Below are 25890 nucleotides of genomic sequence, written 5' to 3'. Positions count from 1 at the left end.
ACTCTAGGACACCGGCTGCGCTCCCGGAGCCCGGACGAGCCGCAGGGCGCAGTCGCCGAACGCCACCGTGGACCCCACCCGTAGCCGGACCTGCTGGTCGACCCGGCACACCACCTGTCCGCCGTCCGGCAGCGTCACGACCGTGCCGTTGGTCGATCCGCGGTCCGCCACCCAGACGCCGCCGGGCTCGACGCCGATCTGCAGGTGGGTCTTGGAGACCGACCGCCCCGGGTCCACCACGCGCACGAGCTGGACGTCCGCGTCCGACGCCGGGTTGCGACCCACCAGCGCCGTCCGCTCGATGGTGATCCGGCGGCCGTCCGAGAGCTCGAGCTCGGCCACCGCCCGGTCGACCGCGACCGACTCTGCCGGCTGCGCCACCAGGTCGTCCCGGGGACCGGCGGGCCGGGTCAGCTCCAGCTCGGGCGAGAGCCCGTAGCTCAGGCCGACCTGCCGGACGACGGGAGTCGCGCGGGTGTCGAGGTCGGGTCCGCTGCGCTGCGGCGAGACCGGTGCGAGCACGAGCGCGGCGGGCCGACCCTGGTCGACGAGGAGGGTCCCGTCGGCGCCGGCGGGCGTCGCGACCGCCCACCCAGGGACCGTCGCCGCGCGCGGGGACGGATCCTGCGGCGCGGGAACGGGAGAGACCCGGGGACGCGGTCCCTCCACGGGGGCGGGCGAGTGCACCGGACGCACGTCGAGGACCTCGTCGCGCGCCGCCAGGTCGTGCCAGCCGCGAAGGCGGCCGGTGCGGTCGAACACGGGCGAGAGCAGCACGACGAGCGCGCCGACGCCGAGCGCCAGCAGCCCGGCGACGACCACGAGCCCGCGGAGCAGGACACGCCCCAGGCCGATCGGCCGGCGCGACTCGACGTCGAGCGTCCGGATGCCCGTCGCGCGGCGGCCGACCGTCCAGCCGAGCCGGCCGTGCAGGGCCCACTGGACGGCGACGACGACCACGGCGAGCACGACGGCGGCGAGGGTGAGGATCCGCTGGTCGCTCAGCAGGCCGACGGCCAGGACCGCGGCCAGCAGCAGCCCGTCCAGCAGGCCTGCGGCGAACCGACGGCCCAGGCTCGCCGGCGCGGCCTCGGCCGCGGCGTCGTACGGACCCGCGTGCGCACTCATGAGATTCCCTTCGGGCGTCGTCTCCGGCGGTCCCGGAGCGACGCTGTCGATACGCGCGCACGCATGCGTCGGCGCCAGCCGACACCGTGCGCCATCGCCCCCACGGTCACCTGGACGTCCGCCCAGTACGCGGTGGCCTCGGCCGCGTTCGGCGCACCGGCGCTGAACACGGCGTGGTCGGCCGAGCGCGCGAGCGCGCCGACCCGGGACGCCACGACCGCGCCGTCGGGCGCGTCGGCGAACGACGCCGCCAGCGCGCGCGCCGACTCGTTGCGCGTCGCCAGGCCCCCCGTCGGCCGGCGCAGGTCGCGCGCGGCGTCCAGCACCTCGTCCCAGCCGCCGGCCACCTGCGCGACCGGGTCCTCGCGACGCCGCCGGCGACGGCGTCGGCGGGCCTTGAGCGCGACGATGACGAGGAACGGCGCTGCGAGCACGAGCAGCGGGACGGCCACGACGCCCGTCACGCGCGCGATCCGCCACCACAGCGCGTCGCCGTCGTCCCCCGTGTCGGGGTCGTCGGTCTGGGGCTGCTCGGTGTCCTCGTCGGGCGGCGTGACCGCCGCGGGCGGCGGCGGGGGCGGCTGGACGACCTGCGGATCGGGCTCGGACGGCTTCTCCTGGTCCTCCTGCTGCGGCGTCTGCTCCGGCGGCGGGGTCGGGTCGAACGGCACCCAGCCGTAGCCCTGGAAGGCGACCTCGACCCAGGCCTGGATGTCGTCGCCGGTGACCTCGACGGGGCCGTCGCCGGCGCCCTCCGGCGGCACGAAGCCGAGGACCACGCGCGCCGGCAGGCCCATCTTGCGCACCATGAGAGCCATCGCTGCGGCGTACTGCTCGCCGTCGCCCACCATGAGGTCGCCGCCGAGCAGCGACGTGATCCGGTCGGCGCCGTGCCCGGACAGCGACTCGGTGCCCGACACGTCCATGCCGTGGCTGAAGAACCCCTCGGTCGAGAGCCAGTCGGCCAGCGCCTGGCTGATCTGCACCGGGTTGCCGGCGTCGCGCGCGACGTCCGCCGCGGTCGCCGCGGCGACGTCCGGGACGCCCGTCAGGGGCGGCTGCGCCACATCCGACGCGGGCGCCCGCCCGATCTCCGTGGCGTCGGGCACGCGCGGCACGACGACGTCGACGCCGTACTCCAGCCCGGGCCGCAGCCCGCCGGTGAGCACCGCCGCACCCGTCGCGTCGTTGTAGCGCAGCGCGCCCGCCGCGCTGCCGTCAGCGATGTCGAACGACGTCGCCTGCCCCACGGTGGGCAGCCAGACGCCGGTGAGGCCGTCGATCGTGATGTCGACGTGCGCGGTGTCGCCCCGGACCGTCGTCTCGATCTCGTCGCCGACGCGGCGGAACTCGCCGGACGCCTGCGCGGAGCCGTCGCCGGCCACGTTCCAGACGACGCCGTCGTAGCGGTCCATCGTGGCCAGCCGCACCCGGGCGTTCGCCGGCAGACCGCTGACGGTGAAGAGGGTGGTGTCCGCGTCCTTCTTCACGTACTCACGGAAGGCCGACAGCGGGCTCGGGTAGTCCCTCGGGTCGAACGGCGGCACCAGCTCGTCGCGCACGACGAGCCGCTCGGTCCCGCCGGCCACCAGCGGTGCACCGAGCACCCCTGCGCTCACCGCGACGACCGTGAGCAGGCCCGTCGCCACCACGCGGCGGGCGCGGAGCAGACCCGCGCGCCAGGCCGCCCACGGCAGCAGCACCACGACGAGCACGAGCCCGGTGAGCACCGGCGGGACGGTCGGTCGCCGCGTGCCCAGCACGATGACCGCGATCATCACCGCGACGGGCACCAGCGCGGCCGACGCGGCTGCGGCCCCGGTGCGCAGGCGGAGGGCCAGCGAGACGGCGAGCGCCGCGCCGACGAACGACAGGAAGTACATCGCGACGAGGAGCGTGCCGCTCGAGCCGACGGGCGGCTGCAGCGTGAGCACCTGCTTCCACGTCGACGCGGTGCCCCGGGCCAGGTCGAGCACGGTCTGCGGCGTCGGCACGATCCCGGCGATCGTGGTGCTCGGGGCGGCGAGCGCACCACCGGCCAGCACGAACACCACGACGAGCACCGCGACCACCGTGATCGCGGACCATCGCCGCGCGGCGCCGACCGCGGCGACGAGGGTGCCCAGCGCGAGGCCGCCGACGAGTGCCGGCACCGCGGTCAGACCGCCGTAGACCTCGAGCAGCGGCACCAGGACGAGCGCGAGGGTCCCGACGAGGCAGGCGATGTCGACGGCGGCGCGGCCGAACGGTCGGGTCATGCCGTCACCCGCCTCAGGAGCCGGGGCAGGTCGTCCAGCCGGCCGATCGTCGCCAGGCTCAACGAGCCCTGCGTCCGCACGGAGACCTCGGCCCCGGGCAGGCAGCGCAGAACGACCGTCCGCGTCCCCGCGGGGACGTACCGGGCGCCGAGCCGGTGGTCCGCGTCGCTGGGCAGCGAGCCCGTGACCAGCATGGCGACCGACGCCTCCGGGGCCTCCCGGACCACGCGGCGGCCCAGGAGCGTCACGCCGGCGCCCCCGGCGGCCAGCGCGATCCCCGAGCAGTCGTCGAGCAGCAGGGGCGGGGTCTCGACGCGCAGCCGGCCCGGGCCGGCGAGCACCACGAGGTCGCGCTCCTCGCGGATCGTCTGGACACCGACCGACGCCACCACCGAGACCGCGAGCTCGAGCTCGTCGTCGTCGGCGTAGTCGCGCGGGTCCGTCGCCAGCGCGAGCGCCGTCGTGGTGCGCCGCGTGTCCTCGAACTGCTTGACCATGAGGCTGCCGCGGCGGGCCGTGGTCCGCCAGTGGATGTACCGGCGGTCGTCCCCGGCGACGTAGTCCCGCAGGGCGTGGAAGGACAGGTCGGAGTCCGACAGGTCCCGCGTCGCCTGCCCCTCGAGGTCGCGCAGCAGGCCGGCGCTCGCGCCCGCGAGCGAGACGAGCAGCGGGTGCACGAAGAGCTCGACCGGCCGCGTCCAGCGCACGCTGCGCCGCGCGATCCCGAACGGGTCGCCGCGCACCGAGCGCACGGGTCCGACGACGATCACCGCGCGCCGGGCGGTCGGGATGGCGAAGAGGTCGTCGTGCGTGGCGTCGGGACCGAGCGCGGGCACCCCCAACTCGGCGACCGCCGCGCCGACGGGCAGCTCGACCCGCGACGGCAGCGACCGGCGACGCGCGACGTTGCGGACCTCGAGGCGACCGAGGGCGCGCTCCCCCACCTTGACGCGCCGGTCGGCCATGTCGAGCGTGATCGCGTACCGGGCGCGCCCGGCGGTCATCAGCAGCGACACCACCAGCACGGCCCCGAGCGCGGACCCGAGCGCCGCGAGCTCCAGCCACCCGAACAGCCGGCCCAGCACGAGGCCGAGGGCCGCCAGCGCGGCGACCCCCCAGCCGATCGGTGAGACCCGCAGACCCACGATCAGGCCACCCGCAGGGCCGGCGGCGCCGTCGTCTCGAGGATGCGCGCCAGGATCTCGGCCGCCGTGATGCCCGCGAACTCGGCCTCCGTGTCCAGCAGCAGCCGGTGCGCGAGCACGGGCTGCGCGAGGTCCTTGACGTCGTCCGGGATGACGTACTCCCGGCCGGCCGCCGCGGCCCAGACCTTGGCGGTGCGCACGAGCGCGAGCCCGCCGCGCACGCTCGCGCCGATCGCCGTCTGCGCGTCGTCGCGCGTGGCCTCGGTGAGCCGTGCGACGTAGTCGAGCACGACCTCGTCGATGTGCACCGTCTGCGCCAGGTCCGCCATGGTGCCGACCGCCTGCGTGGTGATCCGCGGGGTCAGCACCGTGGTGCGGTCCTTGGCGCCCGCGAGGATCTCGATGGTCGAGGCGCGGTCGGGGTAGCCCAAGGACGTCTTGATGAGGAAGCGGTCGAGCTGCGCCTCGGGCAGCCGGTACGTGCCGGCCTGCTCGATCGGGTTCTGCGTCGCGATGACCATGAACGGGCGGCCGACCGGGTGGGTCACGCCGTCGACGGTGATGTTGCCCTCCTCCATGACCTCCAGGAGCGCGGCCTGGGTCTTGGGCGAGGCGCGGTTGATCTCGTCGGCGAGCACCACGGACGCGAAGATCGGACCCGGGTGGAACTCGAAGCGGTGCGTGCTCTGGTCGTAGATCGTCACGCCCGTGACGTCGGACGGCAGCAGGTCCGGCGTGAACTGGATGCGGTGGTGGCTGCCCTGCACCGTCGCCGCCAGCGCCTTGGCCAGCGACGTCTTGCCGGTGCCGGGGGCGTCCTCGAGCAGCAGGTGCCCCTCCGCGACCATCGCCGTGAGCGCGAGCCGCACAGTGTGCTCCTTGCCGAGCAGCGCCAGGCCGACGTTGGACACGAGGGCGTCGAACCTCTCGCTGAACCAGATGCTCTGCTCGGGGGTCATGTGCGGGTGTCTCCGTCTCGGTGGTGCGGTCTCGGGGTGGTCGGGGGTAGGTGCTACGGCATGGTGAAGGTCAGCGTGGTGGTGGCGCCCACGCCCTTGCCGTTGATGGCGGCGATCGTGACGGTGACGACCGCGCCGGGCACGGCGCCGGGCATGCTCGCCACAGTTCTGTCGGCGCTCCGGGCGCTCTTGTTGAGGTCCTTGCCGCAGTCCTCGGGGTCCGAGCCGGCGGTCCAGCACACGCGGTAGCCGCTGACGTTCTGGCCGCCGTCGTCGGTCGGCGGGTCCCAGCTCGCCGTCAGGGTGGTCGGCGCGCTGGCGTCGTCGGGGGTCAGCGCCGCGTTGATCACCTTGCCCGGGGCCGCGCCCCAGCCCCACGTCGCGGACTGCGTGGCCGTGCCGCTGGTGAGCGTGCGGCCGGTGCCGGTGGTGCTCGCGGTGACCGTGAGCGTGACCGTCGTGCCGCTCCAGCTGATCCAGCCGCTGACGTCCACGTCGGCGGCCCGGCCCGTGGTGGTGCCCGTCGCGGAGTGGCCGCCGGGCGCGCTGAGCCGGTAGGTGTACGTCACGGTGCCGCCGCCACCGTCGCCGGACGCGCCCCAGCCGATCGTGGCGGTCGACGGCTCACCCCACGAGCCGGTCGTCGCCGACACCGCGAGCGTGAGGTTCGTCGGGGTCTCCGGCGGGGTCGTCGCGGTGGCCGTGGCCGCCGGGCTCCACCCGCTCGAGCCGGCGGCGTTGACCGCCCGCACCTGGTAGGTGCTGGCGACGCCGGGCTGGGCGGGAACCGTGTACGACAGCCGGTTGCCGACGTCCGCCTCGCTGCCGTCGGGCAGCCTGATGACGTAGGCGCGGATCGGCGAGCCGTTGTCGTCGGCGGCGGACCACCGCAGGTCGATGCTGCCGTCGCCAGCCGGGGCGGTCGCGGTGAGGCTGGCCGGCGCGGTCGGCAGGCCGAAGGTCGAGGCCGTCGTGGACCCGACGTCGCCCCACCCGGCCTTGTTCTTCGCGCGCACCGAGACGCGGTAGGGGTACTTGGTCTGCGCCTGGTCGAAGGTCAGCGTCTGGGTGCCGGCCGCGACCGGGAACGTGCCGCCGTTCGGGCCGTCGACGACGACCTCGTACTGCGCGACCGCGTCGCCGTTGTCCTTCGGAGCCGTCCAGGCGATCGCGATGACCCGACCGAGCTGCGTGTCGGTCGGCGTCGCGGTGACGTCGGGCGCGTCCGGGGCGCGGGCCGGGACCATCGGCTGCGAGGACGGCGACCAGCCGCTGGGATCCGGCGCCTTGTTGTGCGCGCGCACGCGGACGGAGTAGGCCGTGCCGTTGCGAAGGCCGGAGAACGTGTAGCTCGTCGTCGGGGACGTGACCGACGCCGGCCCCGCGGTCGGCGCGGGCGAGATCTCCAGCGTGTAGCTGGTCACGGGCGAGCCGGTGGAGGTCGGTGCCGCCCACGTGGCCCGGACGGAACCGTCCCCGAACTCCAGCGTCGGCGCCGCGGGGGCGTCCGGGACGGCGTCGGGCCGGGCGGTGGCCGACGGCGCGCTGGGCTCCGACCAGTCGACGTCGTTGAGCGCCGCGACCGTGAACGAGTACTCCACGTCGTTGGTGAGGTTGTCGATCGTGCAGGTCGTGCTCGCGCACTGCCGGACGATGCCCCCGGGGTTCGCGATGACGCGGTAACCCGTGATCGGCGCGCCGCGGTTGTCCGGGGCGTCCCACGAGAGGACGACGGTCCGGTCCCGCACCTCGTTGATCCGGGGGGCTGTCGGCGTGGCGGGCCGGCCGCGCACCACGACCGTGATGCGCCCCTCGACCTCACGGTCCGGGTCGCCCGTCACGTCCCGCACCCGGTACCGCGTGACCATCTGGCCGATGAAGCCCTCGGCGGGCCGCACGCTCACGGAGTCCGCCGAGGCGCCCGCGGTCCCGGCTCCCGGGGTCTCCACCGTCGCGCCGAGCACGGTCATCGCCGACCCGGGGAACGGGTTGAACGCGCCGTCGAGCACGTCGACCGTGATCTGCCGGCCCTCGACGCCGTTCTCGATCGTGCGGTCCACCAGCCGGATCTTGGGCCGCGTGCTGGCCACGACGCGGACGTCGATCGTCTGGTCGAGCGAGCCCGTCCGGCCGTAGCCGATGCGCACGCTGAGCTTCTCCGTGCGACCCTTCGGCGTCGTCTCGTCGGCCGCGATGCTCAGGATGCCCTTCTCGATCCCGCCGGTGAACCCCGCCGGGATCGCGGACGTCAGCTGGTAGGAGTACCGGTCGTCCGTGGGGCTCGCGCCCTCGGGCCCGGTGGTGAACGCCCGCAGGTCGACGGTGAGCGGGTCCTCCCCCGGCGACACGTCGATGACCGACGGCGTGAACGTCGGCGGGTGGTCGTCGACGGCGTAGACGGTGATCTGCAGCGTGATGACCGAGGTGCGCGCGGACGTGTCGCCCGCGCCCGACGCGTCCGTCACGGGCACGGTGATCGAGGCCGGGCCGGCGTAGCCGGGCGCCGAGGTGAACTGCAGGGTGGTGAGGGTGGGCACGAGGTCCGAGCCGTCGGACTTCGTCGCCGTCACGCCGAGGGCGTCGGCGACGCGCGCCGTGCGGCCCGGAGCCACCTGCACCTGCTCGTCGAGAGGGATCACCAGCTGCTCGCCCGAGGCCACCCGCAGCTCCGGGGCCTTGGGCCGCGGCATCGGCGGGAAGAAGCCCAGCATCGGCACGGTGATGAACGCGTAGGAGGCCGCCGTGCCGGGTTCCGCCGTCGTGTTGGTCAGCAGGTACGGGATGGTCTGGGGGTGGTCGACGAGGCTCACGACGACGTCGCCCCCTTCGGTCACCCGCGCCACGTCCGACTGCGAGCCCGGGACCGAGACCGCCAGGTCGCTCAGCGGACCGCTGGGGTTCTGCGCCACCGCGAGCACGTCGACCGAGACCTCGGTCCGGCCCAGGGTGTCGAGCGCGGACACGACGACGTCGCGCGCGATCGGCGGCAGCACCGGGGCGTCGTCGAGCACCGTCACCGTCAGGACGGCGGTGTCCCGACCCCCACGGTCGTTGGACACCGTGTACGCGATCTGCAGCACCGTCGGCTCGTCCGGCGCGTGCACCACGATCCGGCGGCCCGAGACCTGCGCGTCCGTGCCCGCGGGCATCTCGAGCGCCGGGTCGAGCGAGAGCTCACCGCCGCTCGAGTCCACGTCGTTCGCCAGCACGCGCACCTCGACGCGCTGGCCCGGCTTGACGGTCACGTCGTCGTCGCGCGCGACCACCGGGGCGGCCCCGGCCGGGCGGGGGGCGATGCCGACGCGGATCGTCGCGACCGCGCGCTGGCCCACCCAGTCCTCGACCGCGTAGGTGAACTCGACGGTGCCGACGTCGCCGGGCACCGCCTGGAACTCGATCCAGTCGGGGCCGCCGGCGCGGGCGATGCCGTGCGGCGGGCCCGACGCGATCCCCAGCAGGGTGACGCCGTCGCCGTCGGGGTCGATCCCGACCAGCGGCACGTCGATGCGCACGGTGTCGCCCTCGAACACCCGCGCCACGATGTCGACCGGCCGGGGCGGCGCCTTGGTGGTCGCGTCGGACGCGTGCACGTGGACGGTGACGGTCGCGGCGGTGCGGTTGCCGGTGGCGTCCTGCACCTCGAACGTCGCGTGGGCCGTCATGGCGCCGGCCGGCGCCTGGTACCGCAGGACGTCGCCGGACACGAAGAGCAGGCCCTCGCCCTCGCCGAGCGGCTCGGCCAGCTGCGGCACGAGGGTCAGGCGGTCGCCGTCGGGGTCGTAGGCGTCCTGCAGCACGGGGATGGTGACCACGCCACCCGTGCGGACGCTGGCCTCGGCGTTCGGGACGACGGGCGGCTGCGACGTCGCGGCCGGCGGCACGGGGTGCACGACGATCTCGCCGACGGCGCTGAGCGCCCCGTTGGTCACGGTGTACCGCAGGACCGTCGGGCCGGTGAGCGTCCGGTCGGAGCGGATCTGCACCAGGTTGTGCCCGAGGACGGCGACGCGCAGGCCCTCGCTGTCCCCTCCGTCCACGGACTGCAGCACCAGCACGCGCCCGGCCGGGTCGCTGTCGTTCTCCAAGGGGTCGACCGTGACCTCGCCCCCGGCGGGCAGGAAGGCCTGGTCGCGCACGGCGACGGGGGGCTCCGCCGCCTCCGGCCACTCGCGGACGTCGATCCGCGCCAACCCCGTGACCTGCTGCGGAGCGGCCGTGACGAGGAACGTCACGTAGTAGCTGCCCGCGCGCGCGGCGCTGAACGTGAACGTGCCGCCCTGCAGGTCGCTCGTGATCGTGGCGCCGACGACGTCGTCCACGCCGGCCAGGCGCGGCGGCTCGGCGGTTGCACTGCGCACCGCGTCGAGGGGGTGCAGCGTGACGGGCTGACCGACGTACGTGACGGCGTGCACCGGGTCGATCTGGGGCGCGAGCGACCCCGCGGGCCGGACGTCGACGTCGAGGGTGCCCTCCGTCGTCGACGTGCCGTCGGAGACCTGCAGCGTGACCTGCGTCCGCCCGAGCGACGCCCCGTCCGCGCGGAACGTGAGGGACCCGTCCTGCCGGAACCGCACGGACCCGGCGGCGGGGTCGGCGACTGCCCCGACGAGCAGCAGGTCGTCGCCGTCGGGGTCGGCGAAGTCGGCGAGCACGAGGTGGTCGGCCTGGCCGCCCTGCTCCACCTGCAGCGACCCCGTGCGCAGCTGGACGGGTGCCGAGTCGACGCTGCCGTCGTGCACCGTCAGCCGGACCGCGGCGGTCGACGTCGCGCTGGTCCCGCGGCCGTCGGAGATCGTGTAGGTGAGCTCGGCCGAACCGCTCGCACCCTCCGCGACCGCGACCTGCAGCGCGCGTCCGCCGTAGATCGCCTCGACCGTGCCGAACGTCGGGGGCAGCGGGTCGAACTCGGAGATGACGAGGATCCCGCAGTCCGACGAGGAGTCGTTGTCGATGACCGGCAGGATCGTGGTCCGCCCCGGGCGCACGCCGAACTCGTCGTCGGCGGCCGTCGGCGGGGCCGAGGTGCCCGAGCACTCCGTCACCAGGTTCTGGGTGGTGTCCGTGGTCTCGGTCTGCTCCTGAGCCTCGTCGGGCTGCTCCTCCGGCTTCACCTGCGTCCAGTCGGGCACCCGCAGGTCGGGGTCCTGCAGCGGCATCCACAGCCGGCCGCGCAGGGTGTCGTTCAGCACGACGACCTGGCGGTTCACCCGGAACTTGAGCACGTCGGCGCTGGACATGTCCTCGAGGTTGCTGACCTCGGCCTCGGCGCCGTCGCAGAGCTGAAGGTAGGACCCGACGGCCGTCGCCCAGGCGCCGAGCGCGCACCGCCCGACCTGCACGGGCTCGGCCGGCAGCCCCGACCCGTCGGTGGCGTGCGTGACGACCGCGCCGCCGTCGAGCGGCACCTCCACGAGGGCCGTCCGGCTCGCGACGAGGGCGCGCGGCCGCTCCGGTCCGGGCTGCTGCAGCGTGAGGTCGTCCCCGTCGAGGTCCGTCTCGCCGCGCAGGGTGCGGACGGTGGACCCGGAGAGCACCACGGGCTCGTCCCCGACGGCGGTGAGCTTGTCGACCGGGCCGGCGCCGAGCGTGCCGAGCGGCGTCGCGCGCGCGGCGCCGTCCACCACGTCGATCTTCGTCACGGCCCCGTCCCGCGGCGCGACGCCGAGCACGGCCCCGCTGCGGGCGACGACCGCCGCGCCGCCGTCGCCCAGCTCGAGGTCGGGGGCGTCGGTGGCGATGCGCAGCGAGTCGAGGGACCCGACCGTGCGCACCCAGACGTTGCCGTCGTCGTCCGTCAGCGCGACGACGCCGGCCGCCATCGACACCACGGTGCCGGGCACGGAGACGGTTGCCGACGCGGTGACCGTCGCGGGGTCGACCACGGCGACCGTGCCGGGCTCGACCAGCAGCACGTCGCCGGCGTCCTGCAGCACGTCGAACGTGCTGCCCGAGGCGGCGAGGCCGCCGTTGAGCTCCTCCACCTGCGCGTTGTAGCGCCCGAGCTGCAGCTTGCTGGTGGCCGTCAGCCAGACCCCGCCGTCGTTGAGGTCCAGGCGAGCCAGCGGGAAGCCGTGGTCGAGCAGCGCGAGGACGAGGACCAGCACGGGCACCGTCACGACGGCGGCCGCGGTCGTCGCCCGCGTGCGAAGGGATGCCCTGCTCACGGCGCGCAGCCCTCCGCGGGGTCGGCCGAGACGCGGCGGTCCGCGCGCACGATCGACACCTCGACGCAGACCTGGCCGGCGCCGGCCAGGTCGGCGGGCACCGTCACGGTCGCCTCGTCGACGACCGCCAGCTGCGGCTCACCGGTCGCCTGCAGGACCCCCCAGAGGTACCGGTCGCCGTCCTGCGGCTCCGGGTTCTCCCAGGTGAACACCACCGAGCCGTCCGCCTGCCGGGTGCCCAGGAGCGAGTGCGGCGACGGCACGGGCTGCCCGATGCTCGTCGGCTCGGCGTCCTGCGTGAAGTCGGTCGACGACGGCTGCCCGTCGGGCGTGTCCCCGGTGCGCAGCGCGGCGGCGCCGATGGCCACGACCGCCGCCAGCACCACGACGCCCGAGACGATGCCCGCGACGACCCGTCCCCTGCCGCGGCCGACGGGCTCGGTCGCCTCCGCGACCTCGGGCTCGGGCGGTGCGACGAAGACCGGTGCGGACGTGGCGGCTGGTGCCTGCGGCGGGACCGAGACCACGCCGCGCTGCCGAGTCGGCTCGTCCGCACCCGGCGCAGGTGCGTCACCCAGAGGGGCGACCGGCGCGACGGTGACGATCGACCGCAGCCGCGTCGCGTCCTCGCGGCCGCCGTCGGGCGGGGCGGCCGGCAGGTCCCGGACCGGGCCGGCGTCGGGCTGGTCCGTGAGGTCGAGGGGCGTGATCGGCAGGCGCAGGTCGGCCTCGACCTGCTGCAGGGCGCGCGCGACGGCCGCCGCGGACTCGAACCGGCGCGCCGGGACCTTCGCCATGGCCCGCTCGAGCAGGTCCTGGAGCCCCCACGGCACGTCGTCGCGGCCCGTCGGCGGCAGGGGCGAGCGCTCGATGCGGGCGACCAGCTGCTGGGCCGTGTTCTCGCCGCCCGGCACCTCGAACGGGGTGCGGCCGGCCAGCAGCGAGTAGATGGTCGCAGCCAGGGAGTACACGTCCGAGCGCTCGTCGCCCGTCGGGCGCTCCCCGAGCAGCTCGGGCGGCGACCACGGGATCGACATGCCGACCGTCGCGCCGGCGCCGTGCCCGGTGGTGGCGGCGATGCCGAAGTCGGTCAGCGCGGGCCAGCCGAAGTCGGTGGTGAGCACGTTCGCGGGCTTGATGTCGCGGTGCAGGATGCCGGCCCGGTGCGCGGTCTCGACCGCCGACGCCAGCCGCACGCCGATCCGCAGCGCCTCGGCCACGGAGATCCGCTCCTGCCGGTAGCGCTCCGCCAGGCCCGGCCGCGAGCAGTACTCCATGACGAGGAACGGGCGCCCGTCGGCGGCGATGGCCGCGTGGTAGATCGTGACGATCGAGGGGTGGTGCGACAGCTGGGCCATGAGGTTGGCCTCCTGCTGGAACCGCGCACGCACCTCGTCGTCAAGGCTCCCGGCGAGCAGGACCTTGACCGCCACCTCACGCCGCGGAAGCTCCTGCTGGTACAGGAAGACGTCCGCGAAGCCGCCGAGCCCGAGGACCCGGAGGTACTCGTAGCCCGGCAGGCGGGGCGGCGTCGATGCTTCGCGGCGTGCGGTCACGAACCCCGCTCCACCGAGAACGTCACGCCGTCACCGAGGTCGACGACCTCGTCGACGCCGACGACGCTGGGCTCCCCCGGGTGCAGCCGACGCGCGCCCTCGCCGGGGCGGGCGACGTGGACGCCGTTGGTCGAGTCGAGGTCGGTGACCACCACGTGGTCGCCCTCGACCCGAACCTCGGCGTGCGTGCGCGAGATGTCCTGCTGCGGGCTGGGCACCGTGATCAGGCGCGGCAGCTCGCGGTTGGTGACGCGGGCGACCTGCGGCGCACGGCCGAGCAGCACGGCACGGTCCAGCGGCACGACCAGGCCGGTCGAGAGCACCAGGCGCGCGGCCGACTGCACCGCCGCGGGCACGCGGAACGGTCCCGGGACCTCGTCCCCCGCCCACGACGGCAGCTGCTCGCGGATCTCCGCCAGGTCGCTCGACAGGATGGTGAGGCCGTCGTGGTCGTCGAGCGACGCGCCGCCGACCGGCACGGGCGCGGCCGGCGCGGGAGCCGGCGGCCACGTGAGGAAGGACTCCGCGGCGGCCACGACGCCCGTCGGGTCGGTGTGCTCGTCGACCTCGGGCTCCGGCGTCGCGTCCCCGTGGGTCTCGACGGGCACGAGCGCGACCGTGGTCGGCTCGTCCCACACGGCCTCGGGGGCGATCTCCGGCAGGTCGTCGGTCACCGGCGCCTCGGCGACGGGGCCGGCCTCCAGCACGTCGGCGGTGCCGACCACGGGCTCGGCCGGCTCGTCGGCGGTCGCGAGAACGGGCTCGACCGGCTGGTCGTGCGCTTCGGCGACGAGCTCGTCCGTGACGCTGGGCTCGACGGTCAGCTCGTCGACGCTGCCGACGACCGGCTCCGCGGGCTCGTCGGCCGCCGACTCGTCGACGGCGGGCTCGAGAGCGACTGGCTCGACAGCGGCCGGGACGATCTCCACCGGCGCTGCCACCTCGTCCCGCGCCGTCAGGGACACGCTCACGCGCGAGGCCTGCACGACGCCGTCGGCCAGCGGAAGGCTGACCGGACCGCGCGCGGGGTCCTCGACCTGCACAGACACGTCGGAGACGCCGTCGAGCACACGCTCGGTCCAGGTGCTGACCTCGCCCGAGCGCCAGACGTCGCGCCGACCGCCCACCTCGACGACCACCTCGACGTCGCCGCGCAGGGCGGCGTGCACGCGCTGTCCGTCGACCGACACGACCGCGAACGGCGGGAGCCCGCCGAAGCCGTCGCGGGCCAGCAGCGCCAGCGCGGAGAAGACACCCTCGCCGGCGTCCTGCCACAGCGCGCGGACGGTCGAGGAGGCGGTCGTCGGACCGAGCAGCGCCACGAAGCCGGGCCGGACCACGGCGGTCCAGCCGCCGGCGGAGTACTCGGGCACCGTCATGACGTCTCCTCGTTCGGTGTGCTCGCGCCTCGCGCGTCGGTGGGGGGCAGCGAGCGGCGCGGGACCGTGGCGCCGTTGAGCATCTCGTCCCACAGGTGCGGACCGAGCTCGGCGCCGGTGCGGGGCACGGTGATGTGCACGTCGTCGTGCGCGCCCGAGGCGGTGGCCACGTCGACCACGACGGCGCTGACGTTGTCGCGCGCGCCGTGCTCGAGCGCGAGCCGGACCAGGTCGGCCGCGGCGTCCTGCGGGTCGCCGATGCCGGCGAGCACCTGGGCGAGGACGTCGTCGCCGAGCTCGCGCGTGAGGCCGTCGGTGCAGATGAGCAGGCGGTCGTGCAGCCCGGCGGGCAGCAGCCAGTACTCGGGCTCGGGCGGGTCGCCCGTGCCGAGGGCGCGGGTCAGCACGTGCCGGTCGGGGTGCGTCGCGGCCTCATCCAGGTCGATCTCGCCCAGGTCGAGCAGCTCCTGGACCACCGAGTGGTCCACGCTGACCTGCTCGAGCTCGTCGCCGGTCCACAGGTACACGCGCGAGTCGCCGACGTTGAAGACGAGCCAGTACGACCCGCCGTCGTGCTCGGTCACCGCGACGCCGGCCACGGTGGTGCCGCCCTGGCGCCCGCCCGTGAACTCGGTGCGGATCCGCGCGGCGGTGCGGTCGAAGCAGGCGTGGACGTCGTCGGCGGTGGCCGCGGCCTGCCCGGCCAGCTGGGCGAACTCCTCGACGGCGATCCGGCTCGCCAGGTCGCCGGCGTCGTGACCGCCCATGCCGTCCGCGACGAGGAAGACAGGCGGGTACGCCAGGAGGGCGTCCTCGTTGACCTCCCGGACCAGGCCGCGATCGGTCGCCGACCCCCACGACGTTCGCACGCGACCCCCTCGTCCCTCGTGTGGCCCCGGCGGGTGCCTCGTTCAGATCATCGGCGCACATCGTGCCGCACGTGAGCGCTTCGTACACAACCGCGACCGGCTCGTGATCAGATCCCGAGCTGGAAGACCCCCCAGTAGGCCAGGACGACCAGCAGGACGACCGAGCCGATGGCCCCCGCCCACAGGACGGAGGTCCGCACGATACCCGGCGCGGGGTGTCCGCCGGCCAGGCGCACCCGGCGGCAGCGGCGGAGCAGGAGGACCCCGACCACGACGACCGCGATGCCGAGCACGCGCACGGCGACCCACCCGCCCTGCACCACGAGGTCGTTGCGCTGGTAGTCGAGCGCGAGGCGCGCGATCGAGACGATGTACCAGGCCAGCCCGACGACCGTGAGGATCGCGCCGAGCCCGAGGGCCACCAGCAGCGGCAGGACGCCGGGCGCGAACCGTGGGCCCGGGCCGGTCGGCGTCGCGCCGCGCCGGCGCCGGACCTCGCCCGTCGCCGCCTCGGCGCCTCGCGCCACCAGCACGGCCAGCGGCCCGAGCAGGATGAGGGCCAGCGCGGCCACGGCGAGCGCCACGACCACGTCGCCGTCGCCGAACCACCGGGGCTCGGGCACGGGCGCGGCGACGTACGTCTGCTCGGGCTGCGCACCGGCGATGCGTGGCGGGGCGTCGCCGGTCGCGGGCAGGCCGAGCACCCAGCCCGACAGGTCCTCCAGGAAGGCGGCGTCGACCTGGCCGTCCACCCGGATGCCGTGGTTGGCGCCCTCGTAGTAGCGGACGGTCACGTCCCCGTTGCCGGCGATCGCGGTGTCGCGCAGGACCTGCTCGGCCCCCTGGATGGTGGGCATCGAGGCGTCGCCCGTGCCGTAGACGACGAAGACCGGCTGGCGCATCTGGCGCTGGTACGGGGTCACGTCGAAGTCCGCGTACTCGAACCCGCCGCCGGGCAGCGACATGCCGACGGCCCGCGGGATCGCCCGGAACACGCCGTGCGGGACGCCGGTGTTGCGCAGGTAGGCGTCGACCGCGAACGCGGCCTGCTCCCGCGGCGGGACGACGGGCGACGAGACGAGCACGACGAACGCGATGCTCGGGTCCTGCGCGGCCATGATCGGCGCGATCCAGCCGCCCTCGCTCTCGGCGTAGATGCCGACGCGGTCGGGGTCGACCCCGTCGCGCGCCTGCAGCAGCGCGACCGAGGCGTCGTAGTCGGCCGCCATGAGGGGGTAGTCGCGGTGGCGGGTGGTGTAGGTGTCGAGCCGCTTGTTGGGCACCATCGCGACGATCCCGGACGCCGCGAGCGCGTGCGCCTGCTCGAGGAAGGCCGTGTCGTAGCGGCCGGTCCCGGCGCCGTGCACGAAGACCACGCCCGGCAGCGGACCCTCCGCGCCGACGGGTTCGCTGATCTGGGCGTCGACGGTCGTGCCGTCCAGCTGCACCGTGACCACGGACGTGCGCACCGGGTACGACGGCACCGGCGCGGCGGACCCGATCGCCGTCGACGACGTCTCGACCGTCAGCGGGTCGGCCAGCGGGACCGGGTCCCACTGCGGCCCCATGACGGCGCCGAGGATCGCCAGCAGCACGACGCCGAGCGCGGTGCTCGCGACGACGCGGTACGACCGACCGACGTGACGCTCCACGTCCGTCTCCGCGCGCGACGCGACCCGCTCCTGTGACCTCAGCATCCTCAGAAGCCCAGCTTTCCGAGCTGCTTGGGGTCGCGCTGCCAGTCCTTGGCCACCTTGACGTGCAGGTCGAGGTACACGCGGGCGCCGAGCAGCGCCTCGATGCCGCGGCGCGCCTGGCTGCCCACGTCGCGCAGCCGTGCCCCGCCCTTGCCGATGATGATGGCCTTCTGGCTGTCCCGCTCCACGAACAGGTGCACCCGCACGTCCAGCATCGGCACACCGTTCGCGGCCGGCTCGTCGCGCGCCACGATCTCGTCGACGACCACGGCGAGCGAGTGCGGCAGCTCGTCCCGAACCCCCTCGAGCGCGGCCTCCCGGACCAGCTCGGCCACCATGACGGCCTCGGGCTCGTCGGTGAGCTCGCCCTCGGCGTACAGGGGCGTGCCCTCCGGCAGGTGGCCGATCAGCACGTTCTCGAGCACGTCGACGTTGTAGCCGGACGTCGCGGAGACCGGCACGATGTCCGCCCACTCCCCCAGCGCCTGCACGGCCATGAGGTGCTCCGCGAGCTTGCCCTTGCCGACGAGGTCCGCCTTGGTGACCACCGCGACCACCGGCGTGCCGCGGCCGTCCCTGGCCAGCTCGGTCATCTGCTCCGCGATGAACCGGTCGCCCGGTCCCACGCGCTGGTCCGCCGGCAGGCAGAACCCGACCACGTCGACCTCGGTGAGCGTGTCCTTGACCAGCGCGTTGAGCCGCTCGCCCAGCAGTGTCCGCGGGCGGTGCAGACCGGGGGTGTCGACGAGGATCAGCTGCGCGTCGGGCCGGTGCACGATCCCGCGCACGGTGTGCCGCGTGGTCTGCGGGCGCCCGGACGTGATGGCCACCTTCTGCCCGACGAGCGCGTTGGTCAGCGTCGACTTGCCGGCGTTGGGGCGCCCGACGAAGCAGGCGAACCCCGAGTGGAACGTGTGGACGGCGGTCATCGAGTGGCTCCGTGGGTGTCGGGCGAAACAGGGGTGTCGGCGTCGACCACGCTGACCAGGACGGTGGCGAGGCGCCGACGACGGCCCTCGACCCGGTCGGCGACCAGGTGCAGCCCGTGGATGTCACCGGCGGAGCCGGGCAGGGGGACCTTGCCCAGCGCCTTGGCCAGCAGGCCGCCGGCGGTGTCGACGTCCTCGTCGTCCACCTCGAGCTCGAACAGCTCGCCCAGCTCGTCGCGGCCCAGCCGGGCCGGGACGCGGAACACGCCGCCCCCGAGGTCCTCGACCACGGGCGCGGTGGGGTCGTGCTCGTCGGTCAGCTCACCGACGATCTCCTCGAGCGCGTCCTCGATGGTGACCAGGCCGGCGATGCCGCCGTACTCGTCGACCACCATCGCCATGTGCGACGAGCCGTCCTGCAGCTCGCGCAGCAGCTCGTCGACCGGCTTCGACTCCGGCACGAAGACCGCGGGGCGGGCCAGCGACGACGCCGGCGCGTTGAGCATCGCCTCCTGCTCGTGCCGGTCCGACCGACCCGCGGGCGCGATCGGCAGCCGGCCCACGACGTCCTTCAGGTAGAGCACACCGCGCAGGTCGTCGACGGAGTCGCCGGTCAGGGGGACGCGCGAGAAGCCGGACCGCAGCAGCAGGGCGAGCGCCTTGCGCAGCGGGGTGTCCTCGGGCGTGGTCACCATGTCGGTCCGCGGGACCATGACCTCGCGCGTGAGCGTGTCGCCGAGCTCGAGCACGGACCGGAACATCTCACGCTCCTCGTCCTCGATCACGTCCGACTCGCTGACGCGCTGCACCATGTCCCGCAGCTCGTCCTCGTCCTCGGCCGCCGAGCCCGCACCCGGCCGCCCGACGGCGCCGAGGCCACCGGCGACGGCCGTCACGGCCACCAGCACGCGCGACAGCCGCGTGAGGGTGGCCACGGGGTGCTGCCGCCCGATCGTGCGCGGGCTCACCCGGACCAGGAGGAACGCCACGAGCCCGCAGACGGCGAGCGCGACCAGCAGGACCGCCCACCACACCAGGCCGGTCGACCCGACCGTCAGCGTGAGGCACACGGTCGCTGTCATCTCGGCGAGCAGGCGCACGAACGCGGCCGCCGACGCCACCCGCGCGGGGTGCTCGGTGAGGGCGCGCACGCGACCCGCGGCGGGGTGCCGCTCGGCCAGCAGCTCGGTGACGGCGGATCGCGAGATGCGCACCACGGCGACCTCGCCCGCCGACAGCGCCGCAGCGGTGGCGATGCCCAGGACGGCGACGACGACGAGCAGCGCGGCGGGGATGTCCGTCATCGCGACGCCAGGAACGTCAGCAGCAGCCGACGCTGGAGGGCGAACATCTCCTTCTCCTCCTCCGGCTCTGCGTGGTCGTAGCCGAGCAGGTGCAGGATGCCGTGGGTGGTCAGGAGCAGGAGCTCCTCCGCGGTCGAGTGCCCGGCCGTGCGCGCCTGCTGGGCCGCGACCTCCGGGCACAGCACGACGTCGCCGAGCAGGCCGGCCGGCGTCGGGTCACCCTCCCGGCCGGGCCGGAGCTCGTCCATCGGGAAGGACAGGACGTCGGTCGGTCCCGGCTCGTCCATCCACTTCACGTGCAGGTCGGTCATCACATCCGTGCCGACCAGCAGGATCGAGACGTCGGTCTGCGGGTGCACGTGCATCTCGTCCAGCACGTAGCGGGCGAGCGCTGCGAACTCCGCCTCGTCGACGTCGAACCCGGACTCGTTGTTGACCTCGACGCTCATGGCCGCCTCAGCTCCTGTCCCAGCGCGCGTACGCGTCGATGATCTCGCTGACGAGACGGTGCCGGACCACGTCCGACGACGTCAGGCGGCAGAACGCGACGTCGTCGACGCCGTTGAGGATCTGCTCGACCACGCGCAGGCCCGAGGTCTGCGACGACGGCAGGTCGACCTGCGTGATGTCGCCGGTCACCACGACCTTCGACCCGAAGCCCAGCCGCGTGAGGAACATCTTCATCTGCTCGACGGACGTGTTCTGCGCCTCGTCGAGGATGATGAACGCGTCGTTGAGGGTGCGGCCACGCATGTACGCCAGCGGCGCCACCTCGATGGTGCCCGCCTCCATGAGCCGCGGGATCGACTCGGCGTCGACCATGTCGTGCAGCGCGTCGTACAGCGGCCGCAGGTAGGGGTCGATCTTGTCGGAGAGGCTGCCGGGCAGGAAGCCGAGCCGCTCGCCTGCCTCGACCGCGGGCCGCGTGAGCACGATGCGGTGCACCTTGCGGTCCTGGAGCGCCTGCACGGCCTTGGCCATCGCCAGGTACGTCTTGCCCGTCCCCGCGGGGCCGATGCCGAACGTCACCGTGTGCCGGTCGATCGCGTCGACGTAGTCCTTCTGCCCCGGGGTCTTGGCCCGGATGGTGCGGCCGCGCCCCGTGAGGATGTTGAACGACAGCACGTCCGCGGGACGCGCGGTCGACGCCGCCGTCAGCATGGCGACCGACCGGGTCACCACGTCGGGCGTGAGCGGGGTGCCGCCCGCCGCCATCTCGACCAGCTCGTCGACCAGGCGCGACACGAGGGCGACGTCCCCGACGGGTCCGGCGAGGGTCACCTCGTTGCCGCGGACGTGGATGTCGACGGAGGTGAACCCCGACTCGATGGTCCGGAGCACCTCGTCCCGCAGGCCGAGCAGCTCGACCATCGAGACCTCGGAGGGGACGCTGATCCTGTGCTCGACGCGTGCGGGTGCCCCGGTGGGACGCGCTGCGGAAGTGGACTCGGCCATGTGCTCGGCGTGCGCCGTGCGCTCCTTAGCTCGGATGCGGTCAGGGACTGCTGTCGGTCTGCCGGCAGGGAGGGGTGTCCCGGACGACGTCGACAGTCTACGAGTCGACGCCGACACCATTCCCCTGCGTGCTCAGGCCCACCGGCCGAGCCGCTCGGCCACCAGCGCGAGCGCGACGGGCCCGGCCGTCGAGGTCCGCAGCACGTGCGGTCCGAGGCGTACCGCGCTCGCGCCGGCCTCGACGAGGCGCCCCAGCTCGGCGTCGCCGATGCCGCCCTCGGGGCCGACCACGACGAGGCACTCCCCGGCGGTCGGCAGGCCCGTCGCCGCGATGGCGTCGGTCGCGTCCTCGTGCAGCACGAGCGCGACGCCGCCGGTCGCCACGACCGCGCGGACCCGTTCCGCCAGCCCGCGCCCGTCGAGCGCGACCTCGACCTCGGGCACGCGGGCTCGTCGCGACTGCTTGGCGGCCGCCCGCACCGTGCCCAGCCAGCGCGCCCGGCTCTTCGCGGCCCGGTCCCCGCGCCACACGACGATCGACCGCTCCGCCTGCCACGGGACCACGACGTCGACGCCGACCTCCGTCGCCGCCTCGATCGCCATCTCGTCGCGGTCGCCCTTGGCGAGCGCCTGCACCAGCACGAGGGCGACGGCGGGTGCGGGCTCGACGACCCGCTGCCGGACCTGCACGACCACGCCGTCGGCCGTCACCGCGTCGACGACCCCGACGAGGCGCACGCCGGCGCCGTCGACGACGTCCACGCGCTCGCCCGGCCCGCGCCGCTGCACGACGCCCGCGTGCCGACCCTCGGTGCCGTCGAGCAGGTAGGTGCCGCCGTCGACGACGGCGTCGAGCGTGCCGGGCTCGGCCAGGAAGACGGGCGCGCTCACGACGCGGCCGGTGCGGTCATGCTCAGCGGCCCGAGAGCTTGTCGCGCAGCTTGGCGAACACGCCCGTGTTCGACGCGGCCAGCCGCGCCTCCGGACGCTCCTCGCCGCGCAGCGTCGCCAGCCGGCGCAGCAGCTCGGCCTGCTCCTCGTCCATCGCGGTGGGCACGTGCACCTCCACGTGGACGTGCAGGTCGCCGCGGCCGGCCGCGTGCAGGTGGCCGACGCCGAGGCCCTTGATCGTGACGACCTGCGCCGGCTGGGTACCGGGCCGCAGGTCCACCTCGCGCGCGCCGTCCAGGGTGTCGAGCATGAGGACCGTGCCGAGCGCCGCCGCGGTCATCGGGACCTCGAGCGTCGCGTGCAGGTCGTCGCCGCGCCGCACGAAGGTGTCGTGCTTGCGCTCGCGGACCTCGAGGTAGACGTCGCCGGCCGGACCGCCGGCCGGGCCGACCTCGCCCTGGCCGGTGAGCTTGATCCGGGTGCCGGTGTCGACGCCCGCTGGCACGTCGACGCTGAGCGTGCGGCGCGAGCGGACGCGGCCCTCGCCGGAGCACTCGGTGCACGGCTCGGGAATGACGGTGCCGAAGCCGTGGCACGCGGCGCAGGGCTGCGTCGTCATGACCTGGCCGAGGAACGACCGGGCGACCCGCTGCACCGAGCCGCGGCCGCCGCAGACCTCGCAGGTGCGCGGCGAGGTGCCCGGGCGGCAGCACGAGCCGCTGCAGGTCGGGCAGACGACGGCGGTGTCGACGGGGACGTCCTTGTGGACGCCGAACGTGACCTCCGCCAGGTCGAGGTCGAGCCGGACGAGCGCGTCCTGGCCGCGCCGCGCGCGCGGGATGGGCCCGCGCTGCTGCGCGGCACCGGTGGCCGCGCCGAAGAACGTCTCGAAGATGTCCTGGAAGCCGAACCCGCCGCCCATGCCGCCGCCGGGCGACGACGGGTCGCCGCCGAGGTCGTACGCGCGGCGCTTCTCGGGGTTGCCGAGCACGTCGTAGGCGCGCGAGACGTCCTTGAACCTGTCCTCGGAGCCGGGGTCCGTCCCGGCGACGTCGGGGTGGTGCTCGCGCGCGAGCTTGCGGTACGCCTTCTTGATCTGCTCGGGGCTGGCGTCACGCGGGACGCCGAGGACCTCGTAGTAGTCGGTCACGAGTGGGGGTGCTCACTTCCAGCTGTCGTTGACAGGGTCACGGTCATTGCGCCGGTCATTGCGCGAGGATGCGCGTCAGGTAGCGGGCCACGGCGCGGACCGCGGACATGGTGCCGGGATAGTCCATGCGGAGGGGCCCGATGGAGCCGATGCGCGCCACGGACCCGCCGCCCTCGTCGCCGTAGCCCGTGGTCACGAAGCTCGTCTCGAACAGCCCGTCGTGCTGGTTCTCGCGCCCGATGCGCACGGACACCGTCGCCGAGTCCTCGGCCATCTCCGAGAGCAGGCGCAGCAGCACCACCTGCTCCTCCAGGGCCTCCAGGACCGGGCCGATCGACCGCACGTCGGTGCCACCGACGCGGGCGAGGTTCGCGGTGCCGGCGAGCACGACGCGCTCCTCGCTCTCCTGCGCCAGGGTCTCCTCGACGACGGCGACCACCGCGTGCACGAGCGCCTGGTCGGTCGGCGCGAAGGCGTCCGTCAGCTCGCCCAGGGCCACGGGCAGCTCCGAGAGGCGCCGTCCCGCGGCGCTCACGTTCAGGCGGGAGCGCAGGCGCGCGACGACGGCCTCGTCCAGGTCCGACGAGAGCTCGAGCGTGCGCTGCTCGACCCGCCCGGTGTCGGTGATGAGCACCACCAGCAGGTGGCGCGCCCCGACGGGGACGAGCTCGACGTGGCGCAGCGCCGAGCGCCGCAGCGACGGGTACTGCACGACGGCGACCTGCTGCGTCAGCTGCGCGATGAGGCGCACGGCGCGGTCGACGACGTCGTCCAGGTCCTGCGCGCTCTCGAGGAACGCGCCGATCGCGCGCCGCTCGGGGCTCGACAGCGGCTTGACGGTGGAGAGCCGGTCCACGAACAGCCGGTAGCCCTTGTCCGTCGGGACCCGCCCGGCCGACGTGTGCGGCTGCGCGATGTAGCCGCCCTCCTCGAGCGCGGCCATGTCGTTGCGGATGGTCGCGGGCGACACGCCGAGCGAGTGCCGCTCCACCAGCGCGCGCGAGCCCACGGGCTCCTTGGTGGCGACGTAGTCCTCGACGATCGCGCGCAGCACGTCCAGCCGCCGGTCCTCGCTCATGTCGCCTCCTCCGTCGTCGGGCTCGTCAGATGCCCGAGCGGGTAGCACTCCCCGCACGGGAGTGCCAATGCTACGCCGCGGAGCCGACACCCACGGGGCGGCTGCCGACCATCCGGCGCGACGGCCCCTACGCTGCCCGGGTGAACGACGACCGCTACGGCTCGGACGTGCTCGGGGGCTCCGGCTCGACGCACCACCGGCCGGCCCGCACCAGCCGCCCCCAGCCCGCCGAGACCGGCCTGGTCGTCGAGGAGGTCACCACTGGGTGGGTCGGCGCCGTCGTCCGCGTCGAGAAGTCGGGCGGCCAGCACGTGGTCGTGCTCGAGGACCGGCGCGGCCGCACCCGCACGTTCCCGCTGGGCCGGGGCTTCTGGCTCGACGGCGAGCCCGTGGCGCTCACTGCGCCGGTCCGCGCCCCGGCGCCCGCGAAGCCCGCCCGCACCGCGTCGGGCTCGGTCGCGGTGCACGACGCCCGTGCGCGCGTGGCCCGCGGCAGCCGGATCTGGGTCGAGGGCAAGCACGACGCCGAGCTGGTGGAGAAGGTCTGGGGCGACGACCTGCGCCTCGAGGGCGTCGTGGTCGAGCTGCTCGACGGCGTCGACAACCTCGCGGTCGCCCTGCGCGACTTCGCCCCCGGCCCCGGTCGCCGCGTGGGGGTGCTGGTCGACCACCTCGTGGCCGGGTCCAAGGAGAGCCGGATCGCCGCCGACGCCGTCCGCGGCCTCCCGGCCGGCTCCGTGCTCGTCCTCGGGCACCCCTACGTGGACGTCTGGCAGGCCGTGCGGCCGGAGCGCGTCGGGCTGGCCGCCTGGCCCGTGATCGAGCGGGGCACGGAGTGGAAGCACGGCATCCTGCGAGAGCTCGGCTGGCCGGCCGAGGACCAGGCAGACGTCGCCCGCGCCTGGCAGCGGATCCTGCGCTCGGTGCGCAGCTACGCCGACCTGGAGCCCAGCCTGCTGGGCCGGGTCGAGGAGCTGATCGACTTCGTCACGACGTGACGGTGCCCGGCCCGCCGTGCTGGCGGGCCGGGCACCAGGAGTCGTCCGTCAGGGCACGAGCTGGGCGACCGGGTCGCCCAGCAGGCGGCGGAACAGGAAGGCCGTGGCGATGAGGACCACGGGGATGGCGACGAACAGGCCGAGGCCGCACAGCAGGGCGCCGACGAAGATGATGACGATGCTGAGCAGGTAGAACAGGATCGTCGTCGACAGGTTGGCAGTGATGAGCTGCACGCTCGACCGCAGCGCGTCGATCGGGCTCAGGTTCTTGTCGATGACGAACCAGAGCGTGAAGAACACGAGGAAGTTCACGGCCACGGAGATCAGCCAGCCGATGATCGGGATCCACGACACGAAGCCGACCACCAGGTTGATGCCGGCGAGCAGCAGCGCCGTCAGCAGGATCGGGCCCACGTTGGTGAACGTGAAGAAGTCGCCCAGCCTGGTCGCGCGCCCGTCGGTGAGGCCGAGCGCCGCGCGGATGAACGCCGCCTCGATCAGGTACCCGACCAGCGCGAGCGCCGCGTAGAGGATCACGGTCACGAACGAGAACCCGGCGCCGACCAGCCCCCCGCCGTTGCCGTTCGGGTCGGTCAGGCTGGCGGACCCGATGAGGATCGCCCAGAGGATCGCGGCCACCGCCGCACCGATGACCAGCCAGATCAGCGTCGCGAGGATGAAGAGGCCACCGGCCCGCGTGAACCCCTTCCAGCCGTAGGAGTAGGCCTCGCCGATCGGCGACGGCTGGATCATCGGCGCGCCGTAGCCCGGCCCGGGCGGCGGGTAGGCGCCGGGGGGCGCCTGCCCGTAGGCGGGCGCGGGCGGCGGCGGGTAGCTCCCGGGAGCCGGCTGGCCGTAGGGCGACGCGGGCGGCTGGCCGTAGTCGGGCGCGGGCGGCGGGGGCGGCGGCGGGTAGCCACCGGCAGGTGG

At 74.6% G+C, this 25890-nt stretch carries 18 protein-coding genes; 1 reads left to right on the top strand and 17 read right to left on the bottom strand.

The features are described from left to right. Positions 1-3: 3 nt before the first annotated feature. The 16 genes from AC1DT4_RS15505 to hrcA all read right to left on the bottom strand — a co-directional run bounded on the left by AC1DT4_RS15505 (position 4) and on the right by hrcA (position 23962). Positions 4-1128 (bottom strand): RDD family protein, encoded by a 1125-nt coding sequence (locus tag AC1DT4_RS15505; protein WP_477090695.1) that lies wholly within the window; start codon positions 1126-1128, stop codon positions 4-6. Next, positions 1125-3386, bottom strand: a complete 2262-nt coding sequence (locus AC1DT4_RS15500; RefSeq protein WP_477090694.1) for a transglutaminase-like domain-containing protein — start codon at positions 3384-3386, stop codon at positions 1125-1127. Before AC1DT4_RS15500 ends, AC1DT4_RS15505 begins: the two co-directional genes overlap by 4 nt. Further along, positions 3383-4531, bottom strand: a complete 1149-nt coding sequence (locus AC1DT4_RS15495; protein WP_477090693.1) for a DUF58 domain-containing protein — start codon at positions 4529-4531, stop codon at positions 3383-3385. Before AC1DT4_RS15495 ends, AC1DT4_RS15500 begins: the two co-directional genes overlap by 4 nt. A gap of 2 nt (positions 4532-4533) precedes the next feature. Next, a complete protein-coding gene (locus AC1DT4_RS15490) occupies positions 4534-5490 on the bottom strand; it encodes an AAA family ATPase (protein WP_477090692.1) in 957 nt (318 codons plus the stop codon). Between the two features lie 53 nt (positions 5491-5543). After that, complete coding sequence (locus AC1DT4_RS15485) at positions 5544-11654, bottom strand: fibronectin type III domain-containing protein (RefSeq protein ID WP_477090691.1); 6111 nt, start codon at positions 11652-11654, stop codon at positions 5544-5546. Continuing rightward, a complete protein-coding gene (locus AC1DT4_RS15480) occupies positions 11651-13210 on the bottom strand; it encodes a serine/threonine-protein kinase (RefSeq protein WP_477090690.1) in 1560 nt (519 codons plus the stop codon). Before AC1DT4_RS15480 ends, AC1DT4_RS15485 begins: the two co-directional genes overlap by 4 nt. Beyond that, positions 13207-14589, bottom strand: a complete 1383-nt coding sequence (locus AC1DT4_RS15475; protein ID WP_477090689.1) for an FHA domain-containing protein — start codon at positions 14587-14589, stop codon at positions 13207-13209. The genes AC1DT4_RS15480 and AC1DT4_RS15475 overlap by 4 nt, the downstream gene beginning before the upstream one ends. Further along, the gene (locus tag AC1DT4_RS15470) at positions 14586-15458 is read right to left on the bottom strand and encodes a PP2C family protein-serine/threonine phosphatase (RefSeq protein ID WP_477090688.1); all 873 of its coding nucleotides are present in this window, start codon (positions 15456-15458) and stop codon (positions 14586-14588) included. Before AC1DT4_RS15470 ends, AC1DT4_RS15475 begins: the two co-directional genes overlap by 4 nt. 107 nt (positions 15459-15565) lie before the next feature. After that, positions 15566-17110 (bottom strand): alpha/beta hydrolase family protein, encoded by a 1545-nt coding sequence (locus tag AC1DT4_RS15465; RefSeq protein ID WP_477090687.1) that lies wholly within the window; start codon positions 17108-17110, stop codon positions 15566-15568. A gap of 47 nt (positions 17111-17157) precedes the next feature. Next, a complete protein-coding gene (gene era, locus AC1DT4_RS15460) occupies positions 17158-18084 on the bottom strand; it encodes a GTPase Era (RefSeq protein ID WP_477090686.1) in 927 nt (308 codons plus the stop codon). Further along, positions 18081-19388 carry a hemolysin family protein gene (locus AC1DT4_RS15455; protein WP_477090685.1) on the bottom strand — a complete coding sequence of 436 codons (1308 nt, stop codon included), beginning with the start codon at positions 19386-19388 and terminating at the stop codon, positions 18081-18083. Before AC1DT4_RS15455 ends, era begins: the two co-directional genes overlap by 4 nt. Beyond that, complete coding sequence (ybeY, locus tag AC1DT4_RS15450; protein ID WP_477090684.1) at positions 19385-19837, bottom strand: rRNA maturation RNase YbeY; 453 nt, start codon at positions 19835-19837, stop codon at positions 19385-19387. Before ybeY ends, AC1DT4_RS15455 begins: the two co-directional genes overlap by 4 nt. A 7-nt stretch (positions 19838-19844) precedes the next feature. Next, positions 19845-20843 carry a PhoH family protein gene (locus AC1DT4_RS15445; protein WP_477090683.1) on the bottom strand — a complete coding sequence of 333 codons (999 nt, stop codon included), beginning with the start codon at positions 20841-20843 and terminating at the stop codon, positions 19845-19847. Between the two features lie 132 nt (positions 20844-20975). Next, complete coding sequence (locus tag AC1DT4_RS15440) at positions 20976-21734, bottom strand: 16S rRNA (uracil(1498)-N(3))-methyltransferase (protein ID WP_477090682.1); 759 nt, start codon at positions 21732-21734, stop codon at positions 20976-20978. Positions 21735-21756: 22 nt separating this feature from the next. After that, positions 21757-22884, bottom strand: a complete 1128-nt coding sequence (gene dnaJ, locus AC1DT4_RS15435) for a molecular chaperone DnaJ (protein WP_477090681.1) — start codon at positions 22882-22884, stop codon at positions 21757-21759. Between the two features lie 55 nt (positions 22885-22939). Then, complete coding sequence (hrcA, locus tag AC1DT4_RS15430; protein WP_477090680.1) at positions 22940-23962, bottom strand: heat-inducible transcriptional repressor HrcA; 1023 nt, start codon at positions 23960-23962, stop codon at positions 22940-22942. A gap of 140 nt (positions 23963-24102) precedes the next feature. Here hrcA and AC1DT4_RS15425 point away from each other — a divergent pair, with 140 nt between their 5' ends. Continuing rightward, on the top strand, positions 24103-24960 hold the full coding sequence (locus AC1DT4_RS15425) for a DUF3097 domain-containing protein (protein WP_477090679.1): 858 nt from the start codon (positions 24103-24105) through the stop codon (positions 24958-24960). 48 nt (positions 24961-25008) lie between these two features. On the opposite strand, the gene AC1DT4_RS15420 is transcribed toward AC1DT4_RS15425, so the two are convergent. Beyond that, positions 25009-25890, bottom strand: an 882-nt coding sequence (locus AC1DT4_RS15420) for a DUF2189 domain-containing protein (RefSeq protein ID WP_477090678.1), incomplete at its 5' end; no start/stop codon positions are given.

This window comes from Cellulomonas sp. P4_D11, assembly GCF_056401915.1.
This window is presented reverse-complemented; position numbering and strand designations above follow the sequence as displayed.